At 62.2% G+C, this 22,060-nt stretch carries 25 protein-coding genes, 1 other RNA gene and 1 riboswitch; of the genes, 17 read left to right on the forward strand and 9 right to left on the reverse strand.

Annotation, left to right across the window (positions count from 1 at the left end):
- Position 1 precedes the first annotated feature (1 nt).
- Entirely contained in the window at positions 2-925 is a 924-nt protein-coding gene (locus ACSZOQ_RS12225; RefSeq protein ID WP_439922780.1) for a LysR family transcriptional regulator, read from the forward strand.
- A gap of 399 nt (positions 926-1,324) precedes the next feature.
- Here ACSZOQ_RS12225 and ACSZOQ_RS12230 read toward each other — a convergent pair whose 3' ends face one another.
- The 3 genes from ACSZOQ_RS12230 to ACSZOQ_RS12240 form a co-directional block, all read right to left on the reverse strand.
- Positions 1,325-2,005, reverse strand: coding sequence for a ParA family protein (locus ACSZOQ_RS12230; protein ID WP_292612611.1), 681 nt, complete (start codon positions 2,003-2,005; stop codon positions 1,325-1,327).
- Between the two features lie 191 nt (positions 2,006-2,196).
- Positions 2,197-2,508, reverse strand: coding sequence for a hypothetical protein (locus tag ACSZOQ_RS12235; protein ID WP_439922781.1), 312 nt, complete (start codon positions 2,506-2,508; stop codon positions 2,197-2,199).
- A 135-nt stretch (positions 2,509-2,643) separates the two neighbouring features.
- On the reverse strand, positions 2,644-2,799 hold the full coding sequence (locus tag ACSZOQ_RS12240; protein ID WP_439922782.1) for a hypothetical protein: 156 nt from the start codon (positions 2,797-2,799) through the stop codon (positions 2,644-2,646).
- Positions 2,800-2,941: 142 nt separating this feature from the next.
- On the opposite strand from ACSZOQ_RS12240, the gene rnpB reads away from it, so the two are divergent.
- An RNA gene (rnpB, locus tag ACSZOQ_RS12245) (RNase P RNA component class A) lies at positions 2,942-3,393 on the forward strand.
- A gap of 170 nt (positions 3,394-3,563) precedes the next feature.
- Here rnpB and ACSZOQ_RS12250 read toward each other — a convergent pair.
- Positions 3,564-4,787 carry an extensin family protein gene (locus tag ACSZOQ_RS12250; protein ID WP_439922783.1) on the reverse strand — a complete coding sequence of 408 codons (1,224 nt, stop codon included), beginning with the start codon at positions 4,785-4,787 and terminating at the stop codon, positions 3,564-3,566.
- Positions 4,788-5,387: 600 nt separating this feature from the next.
- On the opposite strand from ACSZOQ_RS12250, the gene ACSZOQ_RS12255 reads away from it, so the two are divergent.
- Entirely contained in the window at positions 5,388-6,944 is a 1,557-nt protein-coding gene (locus tag ACSZOQ_RS12255) for a DUF4403 family protein (RefSeq protein WP_439922784.1), read from the forward strand.
- A gap of 88 nt (positions 6,945-7,032) precedes the next feature.
- Here ACSZOQ_RS12255 and ACSZOQ_RS12260 read toward each other — a convergent pair whose 3' ends face one another.
- The 4 genes from ACSZOQ_RS12260 to ACSZOQ_RS12275 form a co-directional block, all read right to left on the reverse strand.
- Positions 7,033-7,245, reverse strand: a complete 213-nt coding sequence (locus ACSZOQ_RS12260) for a dodecin family protein (RefSeq protein WP_439922785.1) — start codon at positions 7,243-7,245, stop codon at positions 7,033-7,035.
- Between the two features lie 213 nt (positions 7,246-7,458).
- Complete coding sequence (locus ACSZOQ_RS12265; protein ID WP_439922786.1) at positions 7,459-7,980, reverse strand: PRC-barrel domain-containing protein; 522 nt, start codon at positions 7,978-7,980, stop codon at positions 7,459-7,461.
- Positions 7,981-8,318: 338 nt separating this feature from the next.
- Positions 8,319-8,519: a hypothetical protein gene (locus ACSZOQ_RS12270; protein WP_439922787.1), complete on the reverse strand. Its 201-nt coding sequence runs from the start codon at positions 8,517-8,519 to the stop codon at positions 8,319-8,321.
- A gap of 154 nt (positions 8,520-8,673) precedes the next feature.
- Complete coding sequence (locus ACSZOQ_RS12275) at positions 8,674-9,255, reverse strand: hypothetical protein (protein ID WP_439922788.1); 582 nt, start codon at positions 9,253-9,255, stop codon at positions 8,674-8,676.
- A gap of 175 nt (positions 9,256-9,430) precedes the next feature.
- Between ACSZOQ_RS12275 and ACSZOQ_RS12280 the strand changes: the two genes are divergently transcribed.
- The 11 genes from ACSZOQ_RS12280 to ACSZOQ_RS12330 all read left to right on the forward strand — a co-directional run bounded on the left by ACSZOQ_RS12280 (position 9,431) and on the right by ACSZOQ_RS12330 (position 19,969).
- Positions 9,431-10,153 carry a response regulator gene (locus tag ACSZOQ_RS12280; protein ID WP_439922789.1) on the forward strand — a complete coding sequence of 241 codons (723 nt, stop codon included), beginning with the start codon at positions 9,431-9,433 and terminating at the stop codon, positions 10,151-10,153.
- A 46-nt stretch (positions 10,154-10,199) separates the two neighbouring features.
- Positions 10,200-11,528 (forward strand): ATP-binding protein, encoded by a 1,329-nt coding sequence (locus tag ACSZOQ_RS12285; protein WP_439922790.1) that lies wholly within the window; start codon positions 10,200-10,202, stop codon positions 11,526-11,528.
- A gap of 165 nt (positions 11,529-11,693) precedes the next feature.
- Positions 11,694-12,125 (forward strand): transglycosylase SLT domain-containing protein, encoded by a 432-nt coding sequence (locus ACSZOQ_RS12290; protein ID WP_439926030.1) that lies wholly within the window; start codon positions 11,694-11,696, stop codon positions 12,123-12,125.
- 455 nt (positions 12,126-12,580) lie between these two features.
- Positions 12,581-12,716, forward strand: a riboswitch (TPP riboswitch).
- Complete coding sequence (thiO, locus tag ACSZOQ_RS12295) at positions 12,704-13,720, forward strand: glycine oxidase ThiO (protein WP_439922791.1); 1,017 nt, start codon at positions 12,704-12,706, stop codon at positions 13,718-13,720. Its footprint overlaps the riboswitch before it by 13 nt.
- Positions 13,721-13,724: 4 nt before the next feature.
- Positions 13,725-13,922: a sulfur carrier protein ThiS gene (gene thiS / locus ACSZOQ_RS12300; protein WP_439922792.1), complete on the forward strand. Its 198-nt coding sequence runs from the start codon at positions 13,725-13,727 to the stop codon at positions 13,920-13,922.
- Between the two features lie 10 nt (positions 13,923-13,932).
- Entirely contained in the window at positions 13,933-14,715 is a 783-nt protein-coding gene (locus ACSZOQ_RS12305) for a thiazole synthase (RefSeq protein WP_439922793.1), read from the forward strand.
- Complete coding sequence (gene thiE, locus ACSZOQ_RS12310) at positions 14,702-15,310, forward strand: thiamine phosphate synthase (RefSeq protein ID WP_439922794.1); 609 nt, start codon at positions 14,702-14,704, stop codon at positions 15,308-15,310. The genes ACSZOQ_RS12305 and thiE overlap by 14 nt, the downstream gene beginning before the upstream one ends.
- Positions 15,311-15,458: 148 nt before the next feature.
- Complete coding sequence (thiC, locus tag ACSZOQ_RS12315) at positions 15,459-17,354, forward strand: phosphomethylpyrimidine synthase ThiC (protein ID WP_439922795.1); 1,896 nt, start codon at positions 15,459-15,461, stop codon at positions 17,352-17,354.
- 35 nt (positions 17,355-17,389) lie between these two features.
- Positions 17,390-18,202 (forward strand): class I SAM-dependent methyltransferase, encoded by an 813-nt coding sequence (locus ACSZOQ_RS12320; RefSeq protein WP_439922796.1) that lies wholly within the window; start codon positions 17,390-17,392, stop codon positions 18,200-18,202.
- Between the two features lie 61 nt (positions 18,203-18,263).
- Positions 18,264-18,857 (forward strand): TMEM175 family protein, encoded by a 594-nt coding sequence (locus ACSZOQ_RS12325; protein WP_439922797.1) that lies wholly within the window; start codon positions 18,264-18,266, stop codon positions 18,855-18,857.
- A gap of 176 nt (positions 18,858-19,033) precedes the next feature.
- The gene (locus ACSZOQ_RS12330; protein WP_439922798.1) at positions 19,034-19,969 is read left to right on the forward strand and encodes a YiiG family protein; all 936 of its coding nucleotides are present in this window, start codon (positions 19,034-19,036) and stop codon (positions 19,967-19,969) included.
- Between the two features lie 61 nt (positions 19,970-20,030).
- Here the strand turns inward: ACSZOQ_RS12330 and ACSZOQ_RS12335 are convergent, their stop codons facing one another.
- The gene (locus ACSZOQ_RS12335; RefSeq protein WP_439922799.1) at positions 20,031-20,465 is read right to left on the reverse strand and encodes a hypothetical protein; all 435 of its coding nucleotides are present in this window, start codon (positions 20,463-20,465) and stop codon (positions 20,031-20,033) included.
- A gap of 215 nt (positions 20,466-20,680) precedes the next feature.
- On the opposite strand from ACSZOQ_RS12335, the gene ACSZOQ_RS12340 reads away from it, so the two are divergent.
- From ACSZOQ_RS12340 to ACSZOQ_RS12350, 3 genes are all read left to right on the forward strand, one after another.
- Positions 20,681-21,100, forward strand: coding sequence for a YeeE/YedE family protein (locus tag ACSZOQ_RS12340; protein WP_439922800.1), 420 nt, complete (start codon positions 20,681-20,683; stop codon positions 21,098-21,100).
- 4 nt (positions 21,101-21,104) lie between these two features.
- Positions 21,105-21,563, forward strand: a complete 459-nt coding sequence (locus tag ACSZOQ_RS12345; protein WP_439922801.1) for a DUF6691 family protein — start codon at positions 21,105-21,107, stop codon at positions 21,561-21,563.
- A 224-nt stretch (positions 21,564-21,787) separates the two neighbouring features.
- Complete coding sequence (locus tag ACSZOQ_RS12350) at positions 21,788-22,042, forward strand: helix-turn-helix domain-containing protein (protein WP_439922802.1); 255 nt, start codon at positions 21,788-21,790, stop codon at positions 22,040-22,042.
- Positions 22,043-22,060: the final 18 nt, after the last annotated feature.

Genomic DNA, 22,060 nt, shown 5'->3' on the forward strand with positions numbered 1-22,060 from the left:
GATGCTACGGAATCGAGACGGTTTTACCGACATGGACTGGGACAAGCTGAAGGTGTTTCATGCCGCGGCCGAGGCCGGCAGTTTCACGCATGCCGGCGAACAGCTTGGACTGTCGCAATCCGCCGTATCGCGACAGGTCGGCGCGCTGGAGCAGGAACTCTCGGTATCGCTGTTTCATCGCCATGCGCGGGGGCTAATCCTGACCGAACAGGGCGACCTGCTGTTTCGCACCGCGCACGAAGTCTTCATGCAATTGCAGGCGGCGCGCGCCAAGCTCACCGACAGCCGCGAGCGGCCGAGCGGCGATCTCAAGGTCACGACGACGCCTGGCGTCGGCATCAACTGGCTAATTCCGCGGCTTGGCGAATTCACCGCGCTCTATCCGGAGATCCGGATCTCGCTCATTCTCACCGATGAAGAGCTCGATCTGTCGATGCGCGAGGCCGACATCGCGATCCGCACGCAGAAGCCGACTCAACCCGATCTCATCCAGCGCAAGCTGTTTGCGATGGGCTTCCACGCCTACTGTTCAACGGAATACGTCAAGCGCTTCGGTACCCCTCGGACACTGGAGGAACTCGACGGACATCGTATCGTCTTGCTCAGCGAAACGCACCCGTCCGTCCATCCCCAGAACCGCAACTGGCTTGTCGAGGCCGGTCGCAATGGCTCAGGACCGCGCAACCCCTACTTCATCGTCAACAATATACTGGGCTTGTTCAGCGCCTGTCAGCAGGGCCTCGGCATAGCTGCGCTGCCGGACTATCTGGTGGGCGAGAACAACCTCCTTGTGCAGTTGTTCAGCGAATCCGATTCAATTCAGCTCGATACCTATTTCGTGTATCCGGAAGAGCTCAAGTCCGTCGCTCGGGTTCAGGCTTTCCGCGATTTCGTGGTCAGCAAGGCGCAGCGCTGGCCGTCGTGATTCGGCCGCCGCGGAATTTCTAGCGATGCCTTAGTCGCGCGATAGCGTATTTCGATGTCCCCGGACTTCGCATAGCTGACATGCGGTCTCGTCGGTTGTCGCAAGGCCCCTATGACAACCACATGACATATATCAGGGCTTCGCGCCGCGCGCTTGTCCCCTCATCCCAGCGGCGCCGGGGCTTTGGTATCCCGCTTGTGTGGCGACTGCGTCGGCCGCGCGTTGCCACAAGGTACCTTGGACCGGGCTCTCAGGAGTCCGGTCTTTTTTGCCAGACACAGCGCGCAGGTCGAGGACACGCGGAACCGTGGAACGCGCAATTGTCGCAAAATGACGTCTAGGCAACACTCAAGACGCGCGAAACCCGCGCGTTTATCAGCCCAGCGCTAGCGTGTAAGGTCAGGCCGCGTTCTTGTGCATGGTCCCGCTCGAGGACACGGCACCACGAATCGCCTTGACGGAGCGCTCGATCGCCGCCCACAGCCGCCCAATCTCCGAGGCAGCGCGGCCCTGGGAATCGTATTCGCGGGCGCCTTCGCCATGTGCAAGCGCCAGAAGAAGGTCCGCGCGATTGGTGATCTGACCGCTCCAAACCGGAGCGCGGAATTTTGCAAGAGCCTCGCGAGCGATGGTGACGATCGGGCTTTCAGAGCCGTCGCGCATCGCCGGTGCGCCATTGATGACAACGGCATAAGGCTTGCGCGCAGACCGGCAGGTCTGGATGGTATCCTGAACCGCATTGACATCGAAGACGCCGGGCCGCGCGGGGATCACAACCATGGTTGCATTCCGGATGGCGTCATCGACGACGGCCGACAGGTTTGGCGGCGTGTCGATAAAGACCCACTCAAAACCGTCACGCTTGGCGGAGTTGATGATCTCGGTTACGGAGCGGTTGGCTGTCCGGATCGGAGGTTCGTTGGTGCCGCGCAGCTTGTGCCAAAGCGTCAACGATCCCTGCGGATCGGCATCCACCAGCAGACAGGGCTTCGAAGCCTTATGAACCTGCGCAGCAAGATGAGCGGCCAGAGTGCTTTTGCCTGAGCCGCCTTTACGCGATGCGAAAACAATAACGTTCATACCTTGGCCTCCAGATTGCCCCGGGAAACCAAAATGAATCAGCATGCTGATTCGTTAAAGACAAATCTTGCTGTCAATTGCCACTTTGTGTCGATTTTTCACGCAAAACTGGCATTTGAGTCACACTCCGGCGGATATGCGAGTCACATTGTCGCAAAAGAGATCACAAACGAGTCTGCTCAAGAAAAACTTCACGACGGGCGCTTCGCGGCCTTTCGCTCCATCCATTTGCGTTCGATCCAACCGAGCATCCGCGCCATCGGTCCTTGCAGGAACGGCAGATCTTGCGCGATCAGGATCAGTCCCAGCGGCAACATCCAGAGCCCCAGCACCGGCAGAAAACTGAAGATGCCGCCGACGATCAGCAGGATCGACAGCGGAACGCGGACCAGCCGGGACGACGGCTTGCGCACCCAGCCTATGAATTTCGCCAATCGAGGCGGCATTTTGCCTTCAAGCCATGCGAAATGCCGGTCGAGCTCCGCTCGGTGATGATTGCCCACTGTTTGCTCCCGTGACGGAAAGATGTTGATCGGTCACAGCGCGACAACGCGGCGGGATGTCGCGCAAACAGCCCGATCGCTAAATGCCCGAATTTCTTCTGTCGGCGTCAGCAAAAGGCGCAACCCGCTTTCGGTTCAGAAACCGAAGGTCCACACGGCGCACACTACGGCCAGCGTCAGCAGCGTGCTGAGCGTCCAACCGATGGCATAGTTCGTCTCCTCGGGCACGATCCCGCGCATGTCCTCGATAGGCACGCCGTGGGTCTGACGCCAAAGGCGCAAATCAGTCATGACAACCTCCCTTGCGGACATTGCCGCAAGGGATTCAATGGAGAATGGGCGGCGCGGTTCCGTTGGGCGGCAAACATCCGAAATCGCCAGGCCCTGTTCGCGTGGCTTGACGCCGCCCCGCGCAACCGTCATGCGTATCGCGTCAGTCGGCTGGATGGCCGCTCCCGCTGCGGCCGAAAGGCTGCGGGAGAGGAAAGTCCGGGCTCCATCGACACACGGTGCCGGATAACATCCGGCGGGGGCGACCCCAGGGACAGTGCCACAGAGAACGAACCGCCTCCCCCACCCACCCTCCTCCGCTTGCGGGAGAGGCGTAAGGAGGGGACGGTAAGGGTGAAAAGGTGCGGTAAGAGCGCACCGCGCCTCCGGCAACGGGGACGGCATGGCAAACCACACCGGGAGCAAAACCGAATAGGGACGGCATCGCGAGGGGTTCGCCTTTGGCGATAACATCGCAGGGCCTTGTCGGGCCCGCTGTCCGGGTAGGTTGCATGAGGCAACGTGCAAACGTTGTCCCAGAGGAATGGCCGTCGCGTATCGCGGGCGCAAGCGCGCGGTACCCTACAGAACCCGGCTTACAGGCCGGCTGATATGTTCGCGGAGCTTTCGAGCGAAGTGAACTTCCGGCTCGCGTCAAGAAAACGCGTTTCATTGTGAATGAGGGGTTCGGCGCACACACGCCGGACCCCTCGCCATTTTCAGAAACACCGCAGCTCAGAAGCGCGCAGCAGACGGCTTGCGAACAAACATACCCACCTGCGGCACTATTCGTCGTCATCATCCTCGTGGCGATGCGAATGGCTCGTTCTGCTGCCCAGCGATCCCGTCACCGCAGGCTCGCGACTGGCATACGAACCGCGCGCCGCACGCGATGCGATTTCCTCGCCCGATACCGCCGCCGGCTTGCAAATCGTGCGTTGGCTCGCGCGGCGCATGAGATCGACGTGGATGTGATTATAGTGATGGACGTTGGAGCCGGGCGCCAGCACGGTGGTGAAGCGTTGGCAGGCCGTCGCTTCTACATCGCGCAGGAAGCCCTGCTCTTCCGGCAGCCCCTTCCAGCCATGCTGCACCGAAACGTATCGCCCGTCCGCCAGCGTAAATCCCGCGATATCCAGCGCATTACCGAAGGCGTGCTCGGAGATATGCGCGTTCGGATTGCCGTTCATGCCGCGGCAGGAATAGGCGGAGATCTGCTTGATTTCGACGACTCGCGCGCCGAACCAACGTATCGCCGCCGGCTGCACCGCATCCGCGAGCCAGCGATCGAGCGCCGAGACGATCGGACAGGCAAGCGTCGCGGCCGGCTTCACCGTGACGGGCCCGACCGCGCTTGTGATCGTCCCGCGCGCCGGTCCGAGCCGCGGCAGCTGCGAATCCTGTTGTGACGGACTCATAGCTGGCGCTGCGGGATATGCGGACGATCGCTCGCCGCCGTAGCGTTGGGATTGGGGCTGGGATTGCGGACCGGGATACGGTTGCGCATACCGATCACCCGGCGGATAGGACGATGCGCGATCCATTCCCTCCGCCGGCAATTCGATCTGGTCGTCGGCCGGATGCACACCCGGCGCGGTCAGCGAGACCGGGCCGTTCGTCCCACCGCCATAGGCGGACGGGCGAACCGACGTTTCGGGATAGGACGGCGGCGGTGTCGGATTGGATCGCTGCGCGATCGGCCAGCGCGGCTGATTACGGCCAATCGACGCGGGAGGCCTGAGATCATCGTCGGCAAAGCCATAGGCCGGACTTTCACCGAGCGCCGAGACCTTCAGAGGAAATTCAGCGCCGCAAATGCCGGGACCATTGATCGGGCGGATGCGAACCAGATCGGCGTTTTCCTTGACCTCGCCGGATTTCAGACATGCCGCCTCGGCCTCGGCCCGCCACGGCTCGCGCTCCGCGGTCTGAAAGAAACCGCGCCCGCAACCGGCCAGCGACACAAGGACGACGGAGCCGACGACATACAAGGCAACTCTGAGCGTCATTCGCGCACGTTCAACGAATTTATTTAAGGCTTCTTCAACGCGTTGTTTTCAGTGATTTTTAACCACATCGCTGCGGCGCACAATGAATGATGGGCAGCAAAGTTTTTCCGCTGGGAACGGGGACCAGTTTTCCGCGTTAGGCCGGACCAACAGCGGGATCAGGGAGTCGTCGCATGACTTTCGCCGGCCGTATGAGCGTTGTGACCGCCTATATCGCGCTCGCCTTCGTCGGGGCGATCGTGCTGGGCATTTTCTAGTTCTCCAGCAGGCTGCAAGACACCCCGAAAACTCTCCATTGTCATTCTCCGATGCGCTGTAGTGCATCTGAGGCGACGAACGCTTTTCGTTCGCGCCGAAATCACATACCTGAAAATCTTACCCGTTGACTGTCGAGATTCCCGATGAGCAGTTGGACCGCCGCTCACACGGCGTCTGGTTACTGCGTCTCTCTTCATCGTGGGTCGCGTACGCCTCTGCCGCGTTCGCGCCTCATTTGTTCGCGCCTTATTTGTTTGGCCAACACCGCAGCAGCCACGTGCGCTGGCATCTACCGCCCGCTGGCTGTAGGTTCATTTGCGGAGCACCTGCGCCGGGGAGCCAATGCGGCCGGAGTTCAATCTCAAAACCATCCTGCTCGCCGTCGGGGCGCTTGCGGTCTCGTTCTTCGTCAGTCTCAAGGCCATGGACTGGTGGTCGCCGCCTGGAATCAACAAGCCCGTGCTTGCGACATTGCCGCCGCTGGCCCCCGTCAACCGCAGTTCGAGCATCATCGCGCCAATCACAATCCCGCTCGCCGTCATTCGCGACGCTGCCGACCGTGCTGCGCCGCGTAACTTCGCCGGCAAGGCGGACAATCCAGCGGCGCATATTCTCCAGAACGCAGACATCGGATGGACCGCATCGCGCGGTGCGATCAGCGCAAGCGGCACCAATAATGTGCTGTCGCTGTCGACACCGCTGACCGGCACCGTCAAGGTCACGGGATCGCTGTCGGCCGATGCCCAGGGCGCGCTTGGCAACGCGCTCGGAAGCCTGCTCGGCGGCAACGTCGCCAAGCAGATCGGCCGCGTGAACATCAAGAACCTGAACGCCAATGCCGAAATCAAAGGCAACGTCGTGATGACGGCGCGGCCGGCGCTGGCCACGAACTGGCGCATCGACCCCAACATGACCGCGCAGGTCAATCTCGGCGATACCAACCTCTCGGTCGCTGGCGCCCGCGTCAACGTCCCCTCGCAGGTCAAGCCCGTCATCGACAAGGCGGTCAACGAACAACTCGCGAGCCTGCAACAGCGTATCCGCAACGATCCCGCGCTGGAGCGCAACGCGCGGCTGCAATGGGCGCAGATGTGCCGCTCGATCCCATTAAAGGGCGCAGCCGGATTGCAGGACCTGTATCTCGAGCTGAAACCGGTGCGCGCCGTCGCAGCTCAACCGCGCATCGATGCCAGCAACGTCACGCTGACGCTTGGTGTCGAGGCCGAAACACGGATCACCACTGCGGCAACCAAGCCGGACTGTCCGTTTCCCACGACGCTCGCCATCGTTCCGGCCACGCCTGGCAGATTGAGCATCGGCATTCCGATCGACGTGCCCTTCACCGACATCAACAGGATCATCGAGGGCGAACTCGCCGGCAAGACGTTTCCCGAGGATGGCAGCGGCCCGGTCGCCGTCACCGTCAAGCAGGCCAACGTCGCGGCTGCCGGCGACCGGCTTCTGATCTCATTGCTGGTTAACGCGAAGGAGAAGAAAAGCTGGTTCGGTTTCGGCGGCGAGGCCACCGTCCACATCTGGGGCAGCCCCGTACTCGACCAGGCCCAGCAGACTCTGCGCCTGACCGACATCCGGCTCGCAGTCGAATCCGAAGCCGCGTTCGGCCTGCTCGGCGCCGCCGCGCACGCCGCGATGCCCTATCTGCAACAGGCCCTCGCCGAGAAAGCAAGCATCGACCTCAAGCCGTTCGCATCAAACGCGAGAGAGAAGATCGCCGCGGTCATTGCGGACTTTCAGAAGAACAGGGACGGGGTCCGGATCAGAGCCGAGATTACCGGACTGAAACTCACCGACATCGCATTTGATTCCAAAACGCTGCGCGTCATCGCGGAGGCGGCGGGCGCCGTGAACGTCGAGGTCAAGACACTACCGGCGCTGTAACATCGCGTCCTAGATTGGATTTAAGATTTTCAAGACGGATGCCCGGCATGAAGCCGGGCATGACGATTCAATCAAACCTCATCCCGCTCTAGCCCTCGAATTTGAATGAGACCTTGAGCTTGGCCCGATAGGCTTCGACCTTGCCCTTTTCGTCCAACTGCATGTCGAGCTTGACAACTTCGGCGACGCGAAGATCCCGGAGGGATTTTCCCGCCCGCTCGACCGCGGTCTTGGCCGCCTTCTCCCAAGATTCCTTGCTGGTGCCGATCAGTTCGATAACCTTATAGACACTCTCAGCCATATCGTCCTCCCGCTCGATGACAGGACGCAGGTGGTCCTGCCGACTGCAGGCTAACATCGCGACGACAACGCCGATAGCCGCTATTCCGCGGCACCGCGATCCGATAATGCGCTCCCTTCGGAATTGCGGCACGAATCCGCCTGCTATACGTCGCACAAAAACGCGCCCGGCAAAAACCGGGCGCGTTGCTATCCCGCCGTTCGATCCGCCGATTTACTCGGTATATTTGAACTCAGGCATCGACTTTAACTGATCCTTGGTCGCACTGAACATTGCGTGATCCGGATACCACGCATGAGATTTCGTTGTCGTCGCCGCGGGCGCAGACGTCGCAGAGCCTGTGGTGGTCTCCGAACGCATACCGCCACCCGCCGGCGCAGTCGAAGCCGATGTCGACGGCACAGGGGTGTCTACGAACTTCATTTTGTCAAAGGACACCGCAACCAGACGCTCGCCGACTCCGAGAAATCCGCCGACGCCGATCACAGCCGCGTTGATCTTGCCGCTCTTGTCAAACAGCAGATCACTGATCGAGCCGAGCTTCTCATTGGTATCATTATAGACATTCAGGCCAACCATTTTCGACGAACGCCAGTCGCCATGGTAACCGGACTCTGACGATGTGGCGGCCGGGGCACTCATCGTGTTCGCCGTGGTGCTTGGCGTCTGCGCGACCGCCGTCGTCGCCAGCAGTGCGGACCCAATCAATGCGGCGGTCATGTGCTTGAAAATCATCAGTGCACCTCCTTCAATTTTAAAAATCAGTAGCGAGAACACACAACTCCTGCAGTCGTTCCCGGGAACATCTCGGATTGCTCGGGTTCCCTGAGGAGACGAAACGGAAAGGGATTTGCGGCAAGCGATGTACATATGCGCGTGAGAACGACGCCGCGAACGCGCCACGCATGCGAGATTGAAAGCTCGCGGGATTTGGTTACGCTGAACTCTCGCGCAGCAGCGCGACCAATCACCGCGCGCCGCACATCGGTGAGAACGGCAACGCGTCAACACCGCCGCCGCGCCGGGCGCGGAAGCGCGTGACGTGACTCTATGTCCCAGCGCCGCGAACGTAGTCAGGCCGCGATCGCGCTCGGCTTGATGACGGTCTCGGCAAAAAATGCAACCGCTTCGAACTCGTAACCGCAGTGGGCGCATTGCCAGAGATACCAGGTCCGGCGAGGTTCGTCCTCGAACCAGATCGGCGCGGCAATCGGCTTGCCACATTGCGCGCAGGGATTTTGATGAGGCAAACAATCAGATACGACAGCGACCATGACGCTTCTCCGATCTGTTTTTGCTATTTGCGGACTCTAGACTCCTTTTCGCGACAAAATTGCGACAATCTAAATCCCTATCCGCAAAAACAAATCATCCCATCGTCCTGGAAGGGATGATCGCTGGAAGCGGATAGCGTACGTCGGTACAGCGTCAGCTTTGATAGTCGACGAGGAGAGCTGAGATCGTACCGGTGCTGCTGTCGCCGCTGGCGTCGTAGCTCGTGGACGGAGATTGCGAATCCTTCAACGACTGGAGGAATTGTTGCAGCAGGTCGCTGGCCTTGTCCGTGCTTGAGGAACTGTCGGCCGACGACGAGGCTTCCGCACCGCCGGGGCTGCCATGGTGATGGCCGCCGGTCTTGTGTCCGCCGCCCACGCTACCGGCTGCGCTCGCGGCTTCCGGTCCATCGGGGCCACCGCTCGCAAATGTATTGGAAAACACCGTCTGCAATTCCGCCGCCTGGTCGCTGGTCAATTTGCCGCTCGACACCTCGTTGGTGATAAGGTCGTCGATCTTTGACTTGATGTCGTCGGACGATGGCCGCGTGTCGCCGGAGCTTGACGACGGCTGACTGTCTTGCAGGGATGAATCGATATCGGTCAGGGCCGATGACAGCGCGTCCTGATCGGATGAACTGACGGCGCCGGACGAGACTTCGGACTGAAGCTCGTCCTGCAAACGCTGAAGCGGCGAAACATACGCGGAGGGGCTGGCGGCGGAGATAGATGTCATGACAGGCTCCGGAGTTGGTCAATCGACAACACCACCGACGGTAAGTTTGGGGCCTTAAGGAAGCCTTTTTATTGACGTTTCAGAGCGTTGCATCATATTGCCCACCCTGCTCCGGAAACAATGCGAAACAAAAATTCTGCTGCATCGTCCCGCGAATCCGGGAAAAAAGATCGTCATGGCCAGTCCACCCCCCAACATCCTTGTGGTCGAGGACGACCGCCAAACACGCGCGCTGATTGCGCACTATCTGCGCACCAACTCCTGCAATGTCGTCACCGCCTCCGACGGCAACGAGATGCAGCGGGTGATGGCTGACCGCCGGGTCGACCTTGTGATCCTCGATGTGATGCTGCCGGGGGAGAACGGCCTCAGCCTCTGTCGCAAGCTGCGCGCGGAGTCGGAGATACCGATCATCATGCTGACCGCGCGCGGCGAGGATGTCGACCGCATTCTCGGACTCGAGATGGGAGCCGACGACTATCTCGCAAAACCCTTCAATCCGCGCGAGCTGCTGGCGCGGATCGGCGCGGTGTTGCGCCGTCAGGCCAGCGCGTTGACCGCGAGCGCCATGCGCGGCGCCAGCGCGTTGACATTTCTGGGCTGGCGGATCGATCTCCGCTTGCGCGAGCTGCGCAATCCCGAGGGCGCGCGGGTCGCCGTGACCAGCGCCGAATTCGACCTGCTGCGCGCATTCTGCGAGCGCCCGGGCCGGGTATTGTCGCGCGACAGCCTGCTCGACCTGACCCAGGGCCGCAGCGCCGGATCATTCGAGCGCAGCATCGACGTGCTGGTGAGCCGCATCCGCCGCAAGATCGAGAGCGATCCAGCGCAGGCCACGATGATCAAGACAGTGCGCGCCGGAGGCTATATGTTCACCCCGGTGGTGGAGCCCGCATGATGCCGCGCGGGCATCGCGCCTGTGAGGGACCCATGAGCGGTCGATCATGAGGTTTCCCCGGCTTCTGAATCTCCGGGGCATCAGCGGACAGATCGCGGCGCTGGTGGTCGCCTCGATTGTCGCGCTTCATCTGATCGTCACGGCGATCTTCTGGCTGCATCGGCCGGACGCACCCGATCTTCTGGTCGATCGCGGACACGGCCTCTTCATTGCCGCGATCCAGCTTCTCGGAACGGCGACACCTGCAGACCGGCCGCGGCTGATGGCCGACATTTCGCGAACGTTTCCGCAACTCGACATCCACGCCCTTCCGCCGGACACCGATGCGACGGCCGCCGAGGCCGATAGTCGCGCCTTTCGCAGCCTGCGCCGTCATCTCGGCCCCGGCTACCGGATGTTCTCGCTAACCGCCGAGCAGATGAGCGGCATCATCGGCGTGACGCTGCCAGACGATACGAAAGTATCGGCGCGGCTACTGCCGGGCCGCAGCCCCCGCCCGTTCTGGAGCGGGCCATGGATGGCGCCCCTCCTGTTCGCGGCCATAAGCCTGACCCTGCTCGGGTTATGGGCGGCGCGCGCGTTGACCGCGCCGCTATCATCGTTCGCAAAAGCCGCAGAGCACTTCAGCTTGAACGGCACCGCCGCCCCACTGCCCGAGCGCGGGCCGGAGGAAATCCGCTCAGTCGCCAAGGCACTCAATCGCATGCGCGATCGCATCACCGGCCTGATCGAAGACCGCACCAGGATGCTGGCCGCCATCAGCCACGACCTGCGCACGCCGATCACGCGACTGCGGCTGCGCTCCGAATTCATCGAGGACGAGGTGCATCGCCGCCACATGCTTCGCGATCTCGACCAGATGAGCGCAATGCTCGAGGCGGTGCTGTCGTTCCTGCGCAACGATCGCCGGCTGGAGTCGGTCACGCTGGTCGATATCGCGACCACTCTGCAACTGATCGCCGACCAGTTCATCGATATGGGACACAAGGTCGGCTACGACGGCCCGGCGCATGCGATGATCACGGCCCGGCCCGACGATCTGCATCGCGCGATCACCAACCTCGTCGAAAACGCCGTTCGCTTCGGCGCCGACGTGGCGATCCGCCTTCGCGTATCGCTGCAGGTGTTGACGATCGATGTCGAGGACGACGGGCCCGGCATTTCCGATGCGCACAAGGATGTCATGTTGGAGCCATTCGTGCGCGGTGACGACGCTCGCACCATGGACGAGTCCGCGGGCTTTGGCCTCGGTCTTTCCATCGCCCGCGCCATCGTCGACGCCCACAGCGGCACACTCTCACTCAACGACCGGAAGCCGCATGGCCTGATCGCACGAATCACACTGCCGGTCGGCACGCAGCAGCAGGCGGCCTGAGTTCCTTTTCAGCCCATAACGACGGAACCGGCATGAGCCACATGCGCCGGGCTCGCCGTTTTGCCACAGGAAAGTCGCGATTGAGGCGATAGAAATAAGGCAGGTTGTGAAGGGTTGCTTGTGACACATTTCCGCAAATTCATACCATTTCTTGTTCTTCTGACGCTGGCGTGGCCGCAGCCGTCATCCGCGCAACGTACCCAATACGAGTCTCTGGTGGCAGCGCATGCGCAAGCCAACGGCGTTCCCGTCGAACTCGTCCACCGCGTCATCGTGCGCGAGAGCCGCTATAATCCACGCGTGGTTCATCGCGGCAATTACGGCATGATGCAGATCAAGCTCGCAACCGCCCGCGGCCTTGGCTACACCGGCACGGCCGAAGGCCTGCTCGATCCCGAAACCAACCTCACTTACGCGGTGAAGTATCTCGCCGGCGCATACCAGGCGGCTCATGGCAATCATGACCGCGCCGTGGCCTATTATGCCGGCGGCTATTACTACGTGGCGAAGCGGCAGCGGCTGCACCGTCCCCGGCACGAGCCCATGAGCGCCGAGGCCCGATTCCCCAGCGCCCCCCTGTCGATCGCGCCGCAGTGAAACTGCAATCCGGCGGGTTTTGCTTCAATCCAGCGACGGCCTGATCTGCGGAGCGACGTTCGCGATCCGCATATGCACGCTTCGCCATCGCTGTAGACGCGCCGGTTGGCCCACACAATCAGCAGCGGCAGCAGCCACAGCGAGGACGCCTTGCCGCGCCCGCTGGCCGACACCGGTCCACGCGATCATCACCGGCATCGCCAACACGTGGGGCCGCGCCACCGGCGAACAGCCACGCTGGAGCGGAGGCTATGCCGCTACGCGCTCCGGCTTGCTCCATATGCGCCATGCTCATCCGGATAATCCGATCGACGGAACCTGCGGCGCGACCCGGCGCCGGCCGACCGACTATTTCCGGCAAAGCATAATTTGTCGGGTAAAACGCTGGAACCTGATCCGCATGGAAGATTGCGCGCTGCCGCGCGTTGACACCCACCCCTTTCGGCCTAGATTAGGGGTGTTCCGAGGGGTGCTCCGTCAGGGAGCTGAGATATCGCAAGCTCGCAATCCGAAGATGGATTGCAGGACCGCGGTGACCCTTTGAACCTGATCCGGGTCATGCCGGCGAAGGGACAGGGATGTTTCAGGATACGCGGGAGACACGTGGGGATTCCCCCGTTGCGGTGATTGGCGCGGGCATTGCCGGCGCGTGGCAGGCGCTGCTTTTCGCCAAGGCCGGGCACGCCGTCACGCTTCACGAACGCGGCGACGATGCAATGGCGCAGGCCACGAGCCACTGGGCAGGCGGCATGCTGGCGCCGTGGTGCGAATCTGAGGTATCCGAACCCCTCGTCACGCGTCTCGGCCTTCGCTCGCTCGCGCTGTGGCGCGAACACGTTCCCGATACGCCTTTCAACGGCTCGCTCGTAGTGGCGCATCCGCGCGACCGCTCCGATTTCGAGCGGTTTGCGCGCATGACATCGGGGTACCAGCGCATTCAGGGCGCTGGTGTGAGCGAGCTTGAACCGTCGCTCGACGGACGGTTTCGCGAGGCGCTTTTCTTCCCGGATGAAGGCCATGTCGAGCCACGCCGCGTGTTGCCTGAGTTGCACGCACGCATCCGCGCCGCCGGCGGCCAAATCGAATTTGGCAGCGCGCCCGAAGCCGCCGACATCAAGGGCCTTGCGATCGATTGCCGCGGCTTCGCCGCACGCGACAGATTCCCGGACCTGCGCGGCGTCAAGGGCGAGATGGTGATCGTCGAAACCGACGAGATCGTGCTGGCGCGCCCGGTGCGCCTTATGCATCCGCGCTGGCCGCTCTACATCATTCCGCGCGAGAACCACCGCTTCATGATTGGCGCCACGTCGATCGAACGCGAGGACAACGGCGTCAGTGTCCGCTCGGCCCTTGAGCTTCTCAGCGCGGCTTACGCCGTCCATCCCGCCTTCGGCGAGGCGCGGATCGTGGAGATCGGCGCAGGTCTGCGCCCTGCGTTTCCCGACAATCTGCCGCGCATTGCGATCGACAAGAACCGTATCGCGGTCAACGGGCTTTTCCGCCATGGGTTTCTGCTGGCGCCCGCGCTGGCAGAACTGACGCTCGGCTACGTCGCGCGTGGCGAGATCGACAACGAGGTGATGCAATGCGGGTGACATTGTGCAAGTGACCGTCAACGGGGAACGACGCGAGATCGCGGCGCAGACGGTGGATGCGCTGTTGAGCGAGCTCGACTACGAGGGCACGCATGTCGCGATCGCCGTGAATTTCGACGTGCTGCCAAAAAACCGCTGGGCGGACACAATGCTGAAGAGCGGCGACGAGATCGAGATCATCACGCCGCGGCAGGGAGGTTGAGGACTGTCTCATGCTGAAATTCTACGATCGCGAATTTTCCTCCCGGCTGCTGATCGGCACGGCGCTGTATCCGTCGCCGAAAATCATGCAGGACGCGATCCACGCCGCGGGGAGCCAGATCGTCACAGTGTCGCTGCGGCGGGAAACCGCGGGCGGCAAGACCGGTGACGCGTTCTGGTCGCTGATCCGTGAGCTCGATGTCACGGTGCTGCCGAACACCGCCGGGTGCAAAAGCGTGCGCGAAGCCGTCACGACTGCGAAACTTGCGCGCGAACTGTTCGGCACGCCGTGGATCAAGCTCGAGGTGATCGCGGACAACGACACGCTGCAGCCCGACGTGGTCGGCCTGGTCGAAGCCGCGTCGATCCTCATCAAGGACGGTTTCGAGGTATTCCCCTATTGCACCGAGGACCTCGGCGTCGCCATGCGGCTGGTGGAAGCGGGCTGCAAGGTGGTGATGCCGTGGGCCGCGCCGATCGGCAGCGCAAAGGGTATCACCAATCGCGACGCCTTGCGGCTATTGCGCGAGCGCCTGCCCGATATTGCGCTCGTCGTCGACGCGGGAATTGGCGCGCCTTCGCACGCGGCACAAGCCCTCGAACTGGGTTATGACGCCGTGCTGCTCAACACTGCGGTCGCCAAGGCCACCGATCCCGTGGCGATGGCCGGCGCGTTCAGGCTCGCGGTCGAAGCCGGCCGCAGCGCCTATGAGGCGGGTCTGATGGACGCCCGCGACTTCGCCTCCCCCTCAACCCCCGTGGTAGGGACACCGTTCTGGCATGCCGTATCCTGATCGCTTCTATCCTGTCGTCGATACGCTGGATTGGCTGCGTCGCCTGACCGGACTCGGCGTCGGCACGGTGCAGTTGCGCGCAAAAGACCTCGACGACGGCGCGTCGCTGCAACTCGTCAGCGATGCGCTGGAGATCGTCAAGGGCACGCCCACAAAGCTCGTGGTCAACGACTACTGGCGCGCGGCGATCGTGGCCGGCGCGAAGCACGTTCATCTCGGCCAGGAGGATCTCGCGGCGGCCGACGTCCATGAGATCCACAAAGCCGGGCTGACGCTCGGCCTCTCCACCCATGACGATGCCGAACTCGAAACCGCGCTCGCAGCCGAACCGGATTACATCGCGCTCGGTCCGATCTTCTTCACCACGCTGAAATCAATGCGCTTTGCCCCGCAAGGCATTCCGAAAATCGCCGAGTGGAAAAAGCGCGTCGGCAATATCCCGCTGGTCGCCATCGGCGGCATCAAGCTCGAACAGGCGACGGAAATTTTCGCCGCCGGCGCGGACTCGATCGCCGTGGTCAGCGACGTGACGCAGAACCCCGATCCCGATGCACGAGCGAAAGCGTGGCTTGAACTCAATGCGGAGGCGGCGTGATGAGCGAACATTTCCAGCGTCATTCCGGGGCACTTGTCGCGAGCGCAGCCGGAATGCTGCTTGACCCTTTCACTTCCGGATTCTGGATCGGTTCGCTGCGCGAACCGTCCGGGACCACCGACACAAGAATTTAAAAGGAGGATTGTCCATGAACATCCGCTCCAATCCGGACACCACGCGCCCCGCCGTCACCACCGGGGCCCTGCCCTCCTCCCGCAAGATTTTCTCCGCGCCCGATGCCGCACCGGACCTGCGCGTGCCCTTGCGCGAGATCATCCTCTCCGAGGGCGCGGGCGAACCGAACCTGCCGGTCTACGACACTTCCGGCCCCTACACCGATCCGGACGTCGTCATCGACGTCAATGCCGGCCTGCCGCGCACACGCCTTGCATGGGTAAAAGAGCGCGGAGGCGTCGAAGAATATGACGGCCGCGAGATCAAGCCGGAAGACAATGGCAATGTCGGCGCCAAGCATGCCGCCGCCACCTTCAAGGCGCATCACAGACCGATGCGGGGGGTCGGCGATGCGCCGATCACGCAACTCGAGTTCGCCCGCGCAGGCATCATCACCAAGGAGATGATTTATGTCGCCGAGCGCGAGAACCTCGGGCGTAAACAGCAACTCGAACGCGCCGAAGCTGCGCTGGCCGACGGCGAATCCTTCGGCGCATCCGTGCCCGCCTTCATTACGCCGGAATTCGTGCGCGAGGAGATCGCGCGCGGCCGCGCCATCATTCCCTGCAACATCAACCATGCCGAACTCGAACCGATGATCATCGGCCGCAATTTTCTGGTGAAGATCAACGCCAACATCGGCAACAGTGCGGTGACTTCCTCGGTTGAAGAAGAAGTGGACAAGATGGTGTGGGCGATCCGCTGGGGCGCCGACACCGTGATGGACCTCTCGACGGGACGCAACATCCACACCACCCGCGAATGGATTTTGCGCAACTCGCCGGTTCCCATCGGAACGGTGCCGATCTATCAGGCGCTGGAAAAGTGCGAGGGCGATCCGGTGAAACTGACGTGGGAGCTTTATCGCGACACGTTGGTGGAGCAGTGCGAACAGGGCGTCGATTACTTCACCATCCACGCCGGCGTGCGCCTGCCCTACATCCACCTCACCGCCAACCGCGTCACCGGCATCGTCTCGCGCGGCGGTTCGATCATGGCGAAGTGGTGCCTCGCCCACCACAAGGAGAGTTTCCTCTACACCCACTTCGAGGAGATCTGCGATCTCATGCGCAAGTATGACGTATCGTTTTCATTGGGAGATGGTCTGCGTCCCGGTTCGATCGCCGACGCCAACGACCGCGCGCAGTTCGCCGAACTGGAAACGCTCGGCGAACTCACGCAGATCGCATGGAAGAAGGGCTGCCAGGTGATGATCGAAGGCCCCGGCCACGTGCCTATGCACAAGATCAAGATCAACATGGACAAGCAGCTCAAGGAATGCGGCGAAGCGCCATTTTATACTTTAGGCCCGCTGACCACCGACATCGCGCCTGGTTACGACCACATCACATCAGGCATCGGCGCCGCCATGATCGGCTGGTTCGGCTGCGCGATGCTGTGTTACGTGACGCCGAAGGAGCACCTCGGCCTGCCGAACCGCGACGACGTCAAGACCGGCGTCATCACGTACAGGATCGCGGCGCACGCCGCCGATCTCGCCAAGGGCCACCCGGCGGCGCAACTACGCGATGATGCATTGAGCCGCGCGCGGTTCGACTTCCGCTGGCAAGACCAGTTCAACCTTGGCCTCGATCCGGAGACGGCGGTGGCCTTCCACGACGAAACGCTGCCGAAGGACGCACACAAGGTCGCGCACTTCTGCTCGATGTGTGGTCCGAAATTCTGCTCGATGAAGATCACGCAGGACGTGCGCGACTATGCAGCAACGCTCGGCGACAACGAGAAGGCGGCGCTCTATCCGGAGGCGGCACAGGCGGGCATGAAGGAGATGAGCGCAAAATTCAAGGAGATGGGCTCAAGCGTGTATCTCGACGCCGAGAAGGTGAAGGAGAGCAACAAGGTGTTGTGAGGACGACAACGCCAAACGGTGAGCGGGCGATAGCTATGCTGGAATCGGACAAGGTGTTCGCTGGTTCGGTTCCGGAAAACTACGACCTCTACATGGTGCCGTTGATTTTCGAGCCGTACGCCGCGAACATGGCGCAACGTGCGGCGGTGTTGTCGCCGGGCGCCGTTCTGGAAATCGCCGCGGGCACCGGAGTTGTCACCCGCGCATTGGCGCCAAAGCTGCCTTCCACAGCAAGCTATATCGTCACCGACCTCAACCAGTCGATGCTCGACTACGCCGCATCGCGGCAAACTCCCGACGATCGTATCAAATGGCGACAGGCGGATGCGCTGGCGCTGCCGTTCGAAAACGCGACCTTCGATCTCGTTTGTTGTCAGTTCGGCGCGATGTTCTTTCCCGACCGCCCGGCGGCTTACCGCGAAGCCAAGCGGGTCCTGAAGCCGGGAGGACATTTTTTATTCAACGTATGGGATTGCATCGAGGAGAATGTCTTCGCAGATGATGTGACGAATGCTCTCGCAAGGTTGTTTCCGGACGATCCGCCGCGCTTTCTGGCGCGCACACCGCACGGCTACCACGATACGGCGCTGATCCGCGGCGAGCTGGAGGACGCGGGTTTCTCTCGTGTGGCGATCGAGACGAGGGTCGAACAAAGCCGCGCGCCCTCGCCGCGCCTTCCAGCCGTTGCTTATTGTCAGGGAACTCCTCTGCGCAACGAAATCGAGTCCAGAGAGGCGGGAAAGCTGGAAGCAGCGACCGACTACGCCGCATCCGCGATTACAGACAGACATGGCAGCGGCGAAGTTGCAGCCAAAATTCAGGCCCACGTCATCATGGCTAAGGTCTAGGTTTATGGCAGCCCTTTCCAAAACTTGAACGTGATCCAAAGCGATCCAATAAGGCTCCCTCATGATCCCCAAATCCCGCCTCGATGCACTGACCGACGGCGTGTTCAGCGTCGCGATGACGCTGTTGGTGATCGACCTGCGGTTGCCGGAAACATTCCAGCCGCAGAGCGCCGCGGACCTGCTGCATCGAATCGTCGAGCTCGGCAGCCAGCTGCTCGTCTATGTCATCAGTTTCTATGTGCTGGCGCTGCGCTGGACCGGCATGGTGAAGCTCGCGCCGCGCGGCGAGGAGGTCAGCGAGGCCTACACCAAATGGGCTATGCTGCATCTCCTGCTGATCACACTGGTGCCGTTCACGACTATGCTGATCGGCCGTTACCCGACGCTGGCGCCCGCCGTGTGGTTCTATGCGGCGAACACCGTGGCCTTCGCGCTTGTGGCGGCACGCATGGTCACGCTGTCCGAATACCGCGCCTCGGAAACGCGCAAGATCGAGGACCGCATCGGCTTGAGCATGCTGATCGCATCCGCCGTCGCCGCCGTTCTCATCAGCCTCGTCGAGCCGAAATGGGCGCTGCTCGGCTTCGTGCTGAATTCGCTGGATGCGCCCCTTCGGGGACTCGTCAATCGGCGCGGCAAGCCGGGACGCGGATGAGATAAGCGATATCCGGGATTGAGGTTGGCAACCCGCGTGTCGCTTCGCTCATGCAGACCACTCGCCACAGAAGGGTAGCAACTGACGGTGGCGTTTCCAACGCTTGCAACGCGCGCGAACCTTTTGCAATCTGATGCGACAAATGCGGGGATTGTCAGCATCGCGAGGGAAGAATCATGACGCCGTTCCGGGCGATTGCCCTATTGTCCGCCGCAGTCTTCGGCCTTTCTGTTGCGCCTGCCGCTGCGCAAGACAAGACACCTCCCTCTCAGCTCGTCGAAAAGCTCAACGCCTATGTCGGCTGCATCAACCGGCTTTCTGAGCGCTCCTATCAGTCCCGCAGCGGCTATTTCTCGTGGGCGAAACAGAGCGGGCCGACCGGCAAGGAGCGCATCATCTACGGCACCTACACCATCTATGACACGTCGGATTGCCAGAAGAACATCGAGAAGGCCAACGCGCTGGAGCCGCGCGACGCCGAACTCGAGTCTGCTGCTTCCGCGTATGCCGACGCCGTGGGCAAGCTCGAGCCGCTGTTGAAGGAGGCCGACGACTATTACGAGCAGGAGAACTACAAGGACGACAAGATGGCCAGGGGCAAGGCGCTGCATCCGCGCCTCGTCGCGGCATGGGATGCATTCGCAAGCGCCGACAAGAAACTGCGCGCCGGCGTTGAAGCCATCAAGGACAAGCAGGCGGCAGAACAGCTCGCAGCGATCGAGACGAAAGAAGGCCGCAAGGTGCATTATCACGTCGAAGCGCTGATGATCCAGGCCAAGCGCCTGCTGCGCGCGGAGGACGCCGACAAGCCGGACATCGCCGCGATCACGCAGGCGCTAACTGAGTATGAAGCCACGGTGAAGGCAGCCGAAGATGCATCGGGCAAGGACGGCGATACGAAACTCGGCTCGTTCTTCATGAACAATGCCAAATCATACCTGACCTCGGCGAAGCAACTGATGCGCCGCATCCGTGACAAGGTGCCCTACAGCCAGGGCGACCGCATGATGCTTGGCGGTGGTGGCGGCTGGATGGTCGAAGGCTCGCCGCCGCGGCTGCTCCGCGACTACAACCAGTTGATCGAAAGCTACAACCGCGGCGCCCATATCTGAGCGCCGCGCGTATTGTCTTGTGCCGACGAGCCAGCGCGTTGCTCGCCGCCGCGGGAGGCCGCTATCTCATCGAGATCGCAAGGCCGGAGAGATCGGCGTTGGCCATCAAGCCGAACTGACGGCCGGCGAGTTCCAGCACCGCGCCCTTCTGGTTGCTCAGCACGATGGCGCGGGCACCGCCGCCGATCGCCAGCCCCGCGCCGGCCGCGCCATAGACGCCGGCGACATCGGAAGGACGATTGATGTTGCTGACGCGGCCGTGCAGCACGGTCTTCGAGCCGCCGAACACCAGGCCGTAATCGAGTCCGCCGACCGAGAGCGGATAGCGCCGGCCGTGAAAGGTGAGCGTGCCGCCGCCGCCGGACGCGCCGATGATCCAGCCGCCTTTATAAACCGTCAGCGTCACCGCGCCGCTGTCGGCGCGAGCGACGGAACACAGGCCAAGGCAGACGGCCAGCGTGAGCAGAACGACGCGAAACCGAGATGATGACGGCATAGGGAGTTCTCCGGGTTCGGAAGGAGGGAAATGATTCGGACCGCCCTCAAGCGTAGGGACCCGGCGCGGCAGGTGCAATCCGCACGCCGCTCACGATCCGCAATCGAGCCGGGCCAGAAATAGGGTGATAGGATCAGGTCAGGACGCCGCATTCCTCGGCCCGTCGCCGCGCGGCAGCCGATCCGGAAAATGCATTCAGCGCGGACACGACGATCATGCACAATCTGACCCCTTTCTCCGGCTTCATCGGCGGCGCGCTGATCGGATTGGCCACCGCGCTCTTGATGCTGCTGACCGGCCGGATCGCCGGCATCAGCGGCATCTTCGGCGGGCTGCTGCGCGGCGGCGACCGTGGCTGGCGGATCGCCTTCATCGCAGGACTGATCGCCGCGCCGCTGCTGGCGGCGCTCGCAGGGCAATCGCTGCCAATGCCGACGATGCCCGTGAGCCTTGTCGTGGTCGCAATCAGCGGCCTGCTCGTCGGCATCGGCACTCGCGTGGGCGGCGGCTGCACCTCCGGTCATGGAGTCTGCGGTATCGCGCGGCTGTCTACGCGCTCGATCGCCGCCACCGCGATCTTCATGCTGGTAGCGATCGTCGTCGTGGCGATCCTGCGCCACGGCATCGGAGGCTGATGCCATGCCGATGCTGCTCGCGAGTTTTCTCTGTGGACTGATCTTCGGCGCAGGCCTTCTGATCTCCGGCATGACGCAGCCGGACAAGGTGCTCGGCTTTCTCGATCTGTTCGGCGCATGGGATGCAACGCTCGCTTTTGTGATGGCAGGCGCGGTCGCGGTGACAGCGGCGGGGTTTGCGCTGGCGCGGCGGCGCGGCATCCCTCTGCTGGCGGAAAAACTGCGATGGCCCGATCGTAGCGATATCGATGCACCGCTGGTCACTGGCGCTATCTTGTTTGGCATCGGCTGGGGGGTGGTCGGCCTGTGTCCGGGTCCGGCGCTGGTCAATCTCGTGGGACTGAGCGGGCCCGTGATCGTCTTCGTGATTGCGATGGCGGCAGGAATGGCCGGTTACGATTGGCTGCGTGATGCGCTCAATCGACGAAGCGATTCGTCGCTGCATGAGGGGCGCAATCGATGATTGCGATAACACGAAACACAATTCGCGTTAAATGAGTTCCGGACATCACATTCTACTGTTACGCGCATTTTTCTCTGTCAAAACAAGCATTTTCTCGTTGTTTTGCGGTTCTTCAGGCAGCTCAAAGATTGTTAATAATCTGGTAACCATATCATTAGCCTTATGCGGGGGGATGGGGGTCTCAATCCAGTCAGCTTCTTTGGAAGCAGCTTCGGGAGGGACTGATGACCCAAGATTTGCAAACCGGAGCGCAAGGCCCGCGGCCGGATCAAGCTGGACTTACGCCGAGCGCGGCGATTCCGGCATTGATCGGTTCCACGGTCACCGAAGTCGAACGAGAGCTTGTGCTGCAAACGCTGGCGCGTTGCGACGGCAACCGTACCCGCGCAGCACGGGTCCTCGGCGTGTCGGTGCGCACGCTGCGCAACAAGATACGGCAGTATGCTGCCATCGGACTCGACGTGCCCGATCACGGCTGACGTCGGCCTGCGGTCGGT

It is taken from the genome of Nitrobacter sp. JJSN (genome assembly GCF_051912485.1).
Classification (GTDB): Bacteria; Pseudomonadota; Alphaproteobacteria; order Rhizobiales; family Xanthobacteraceae; genus Nitrobacter.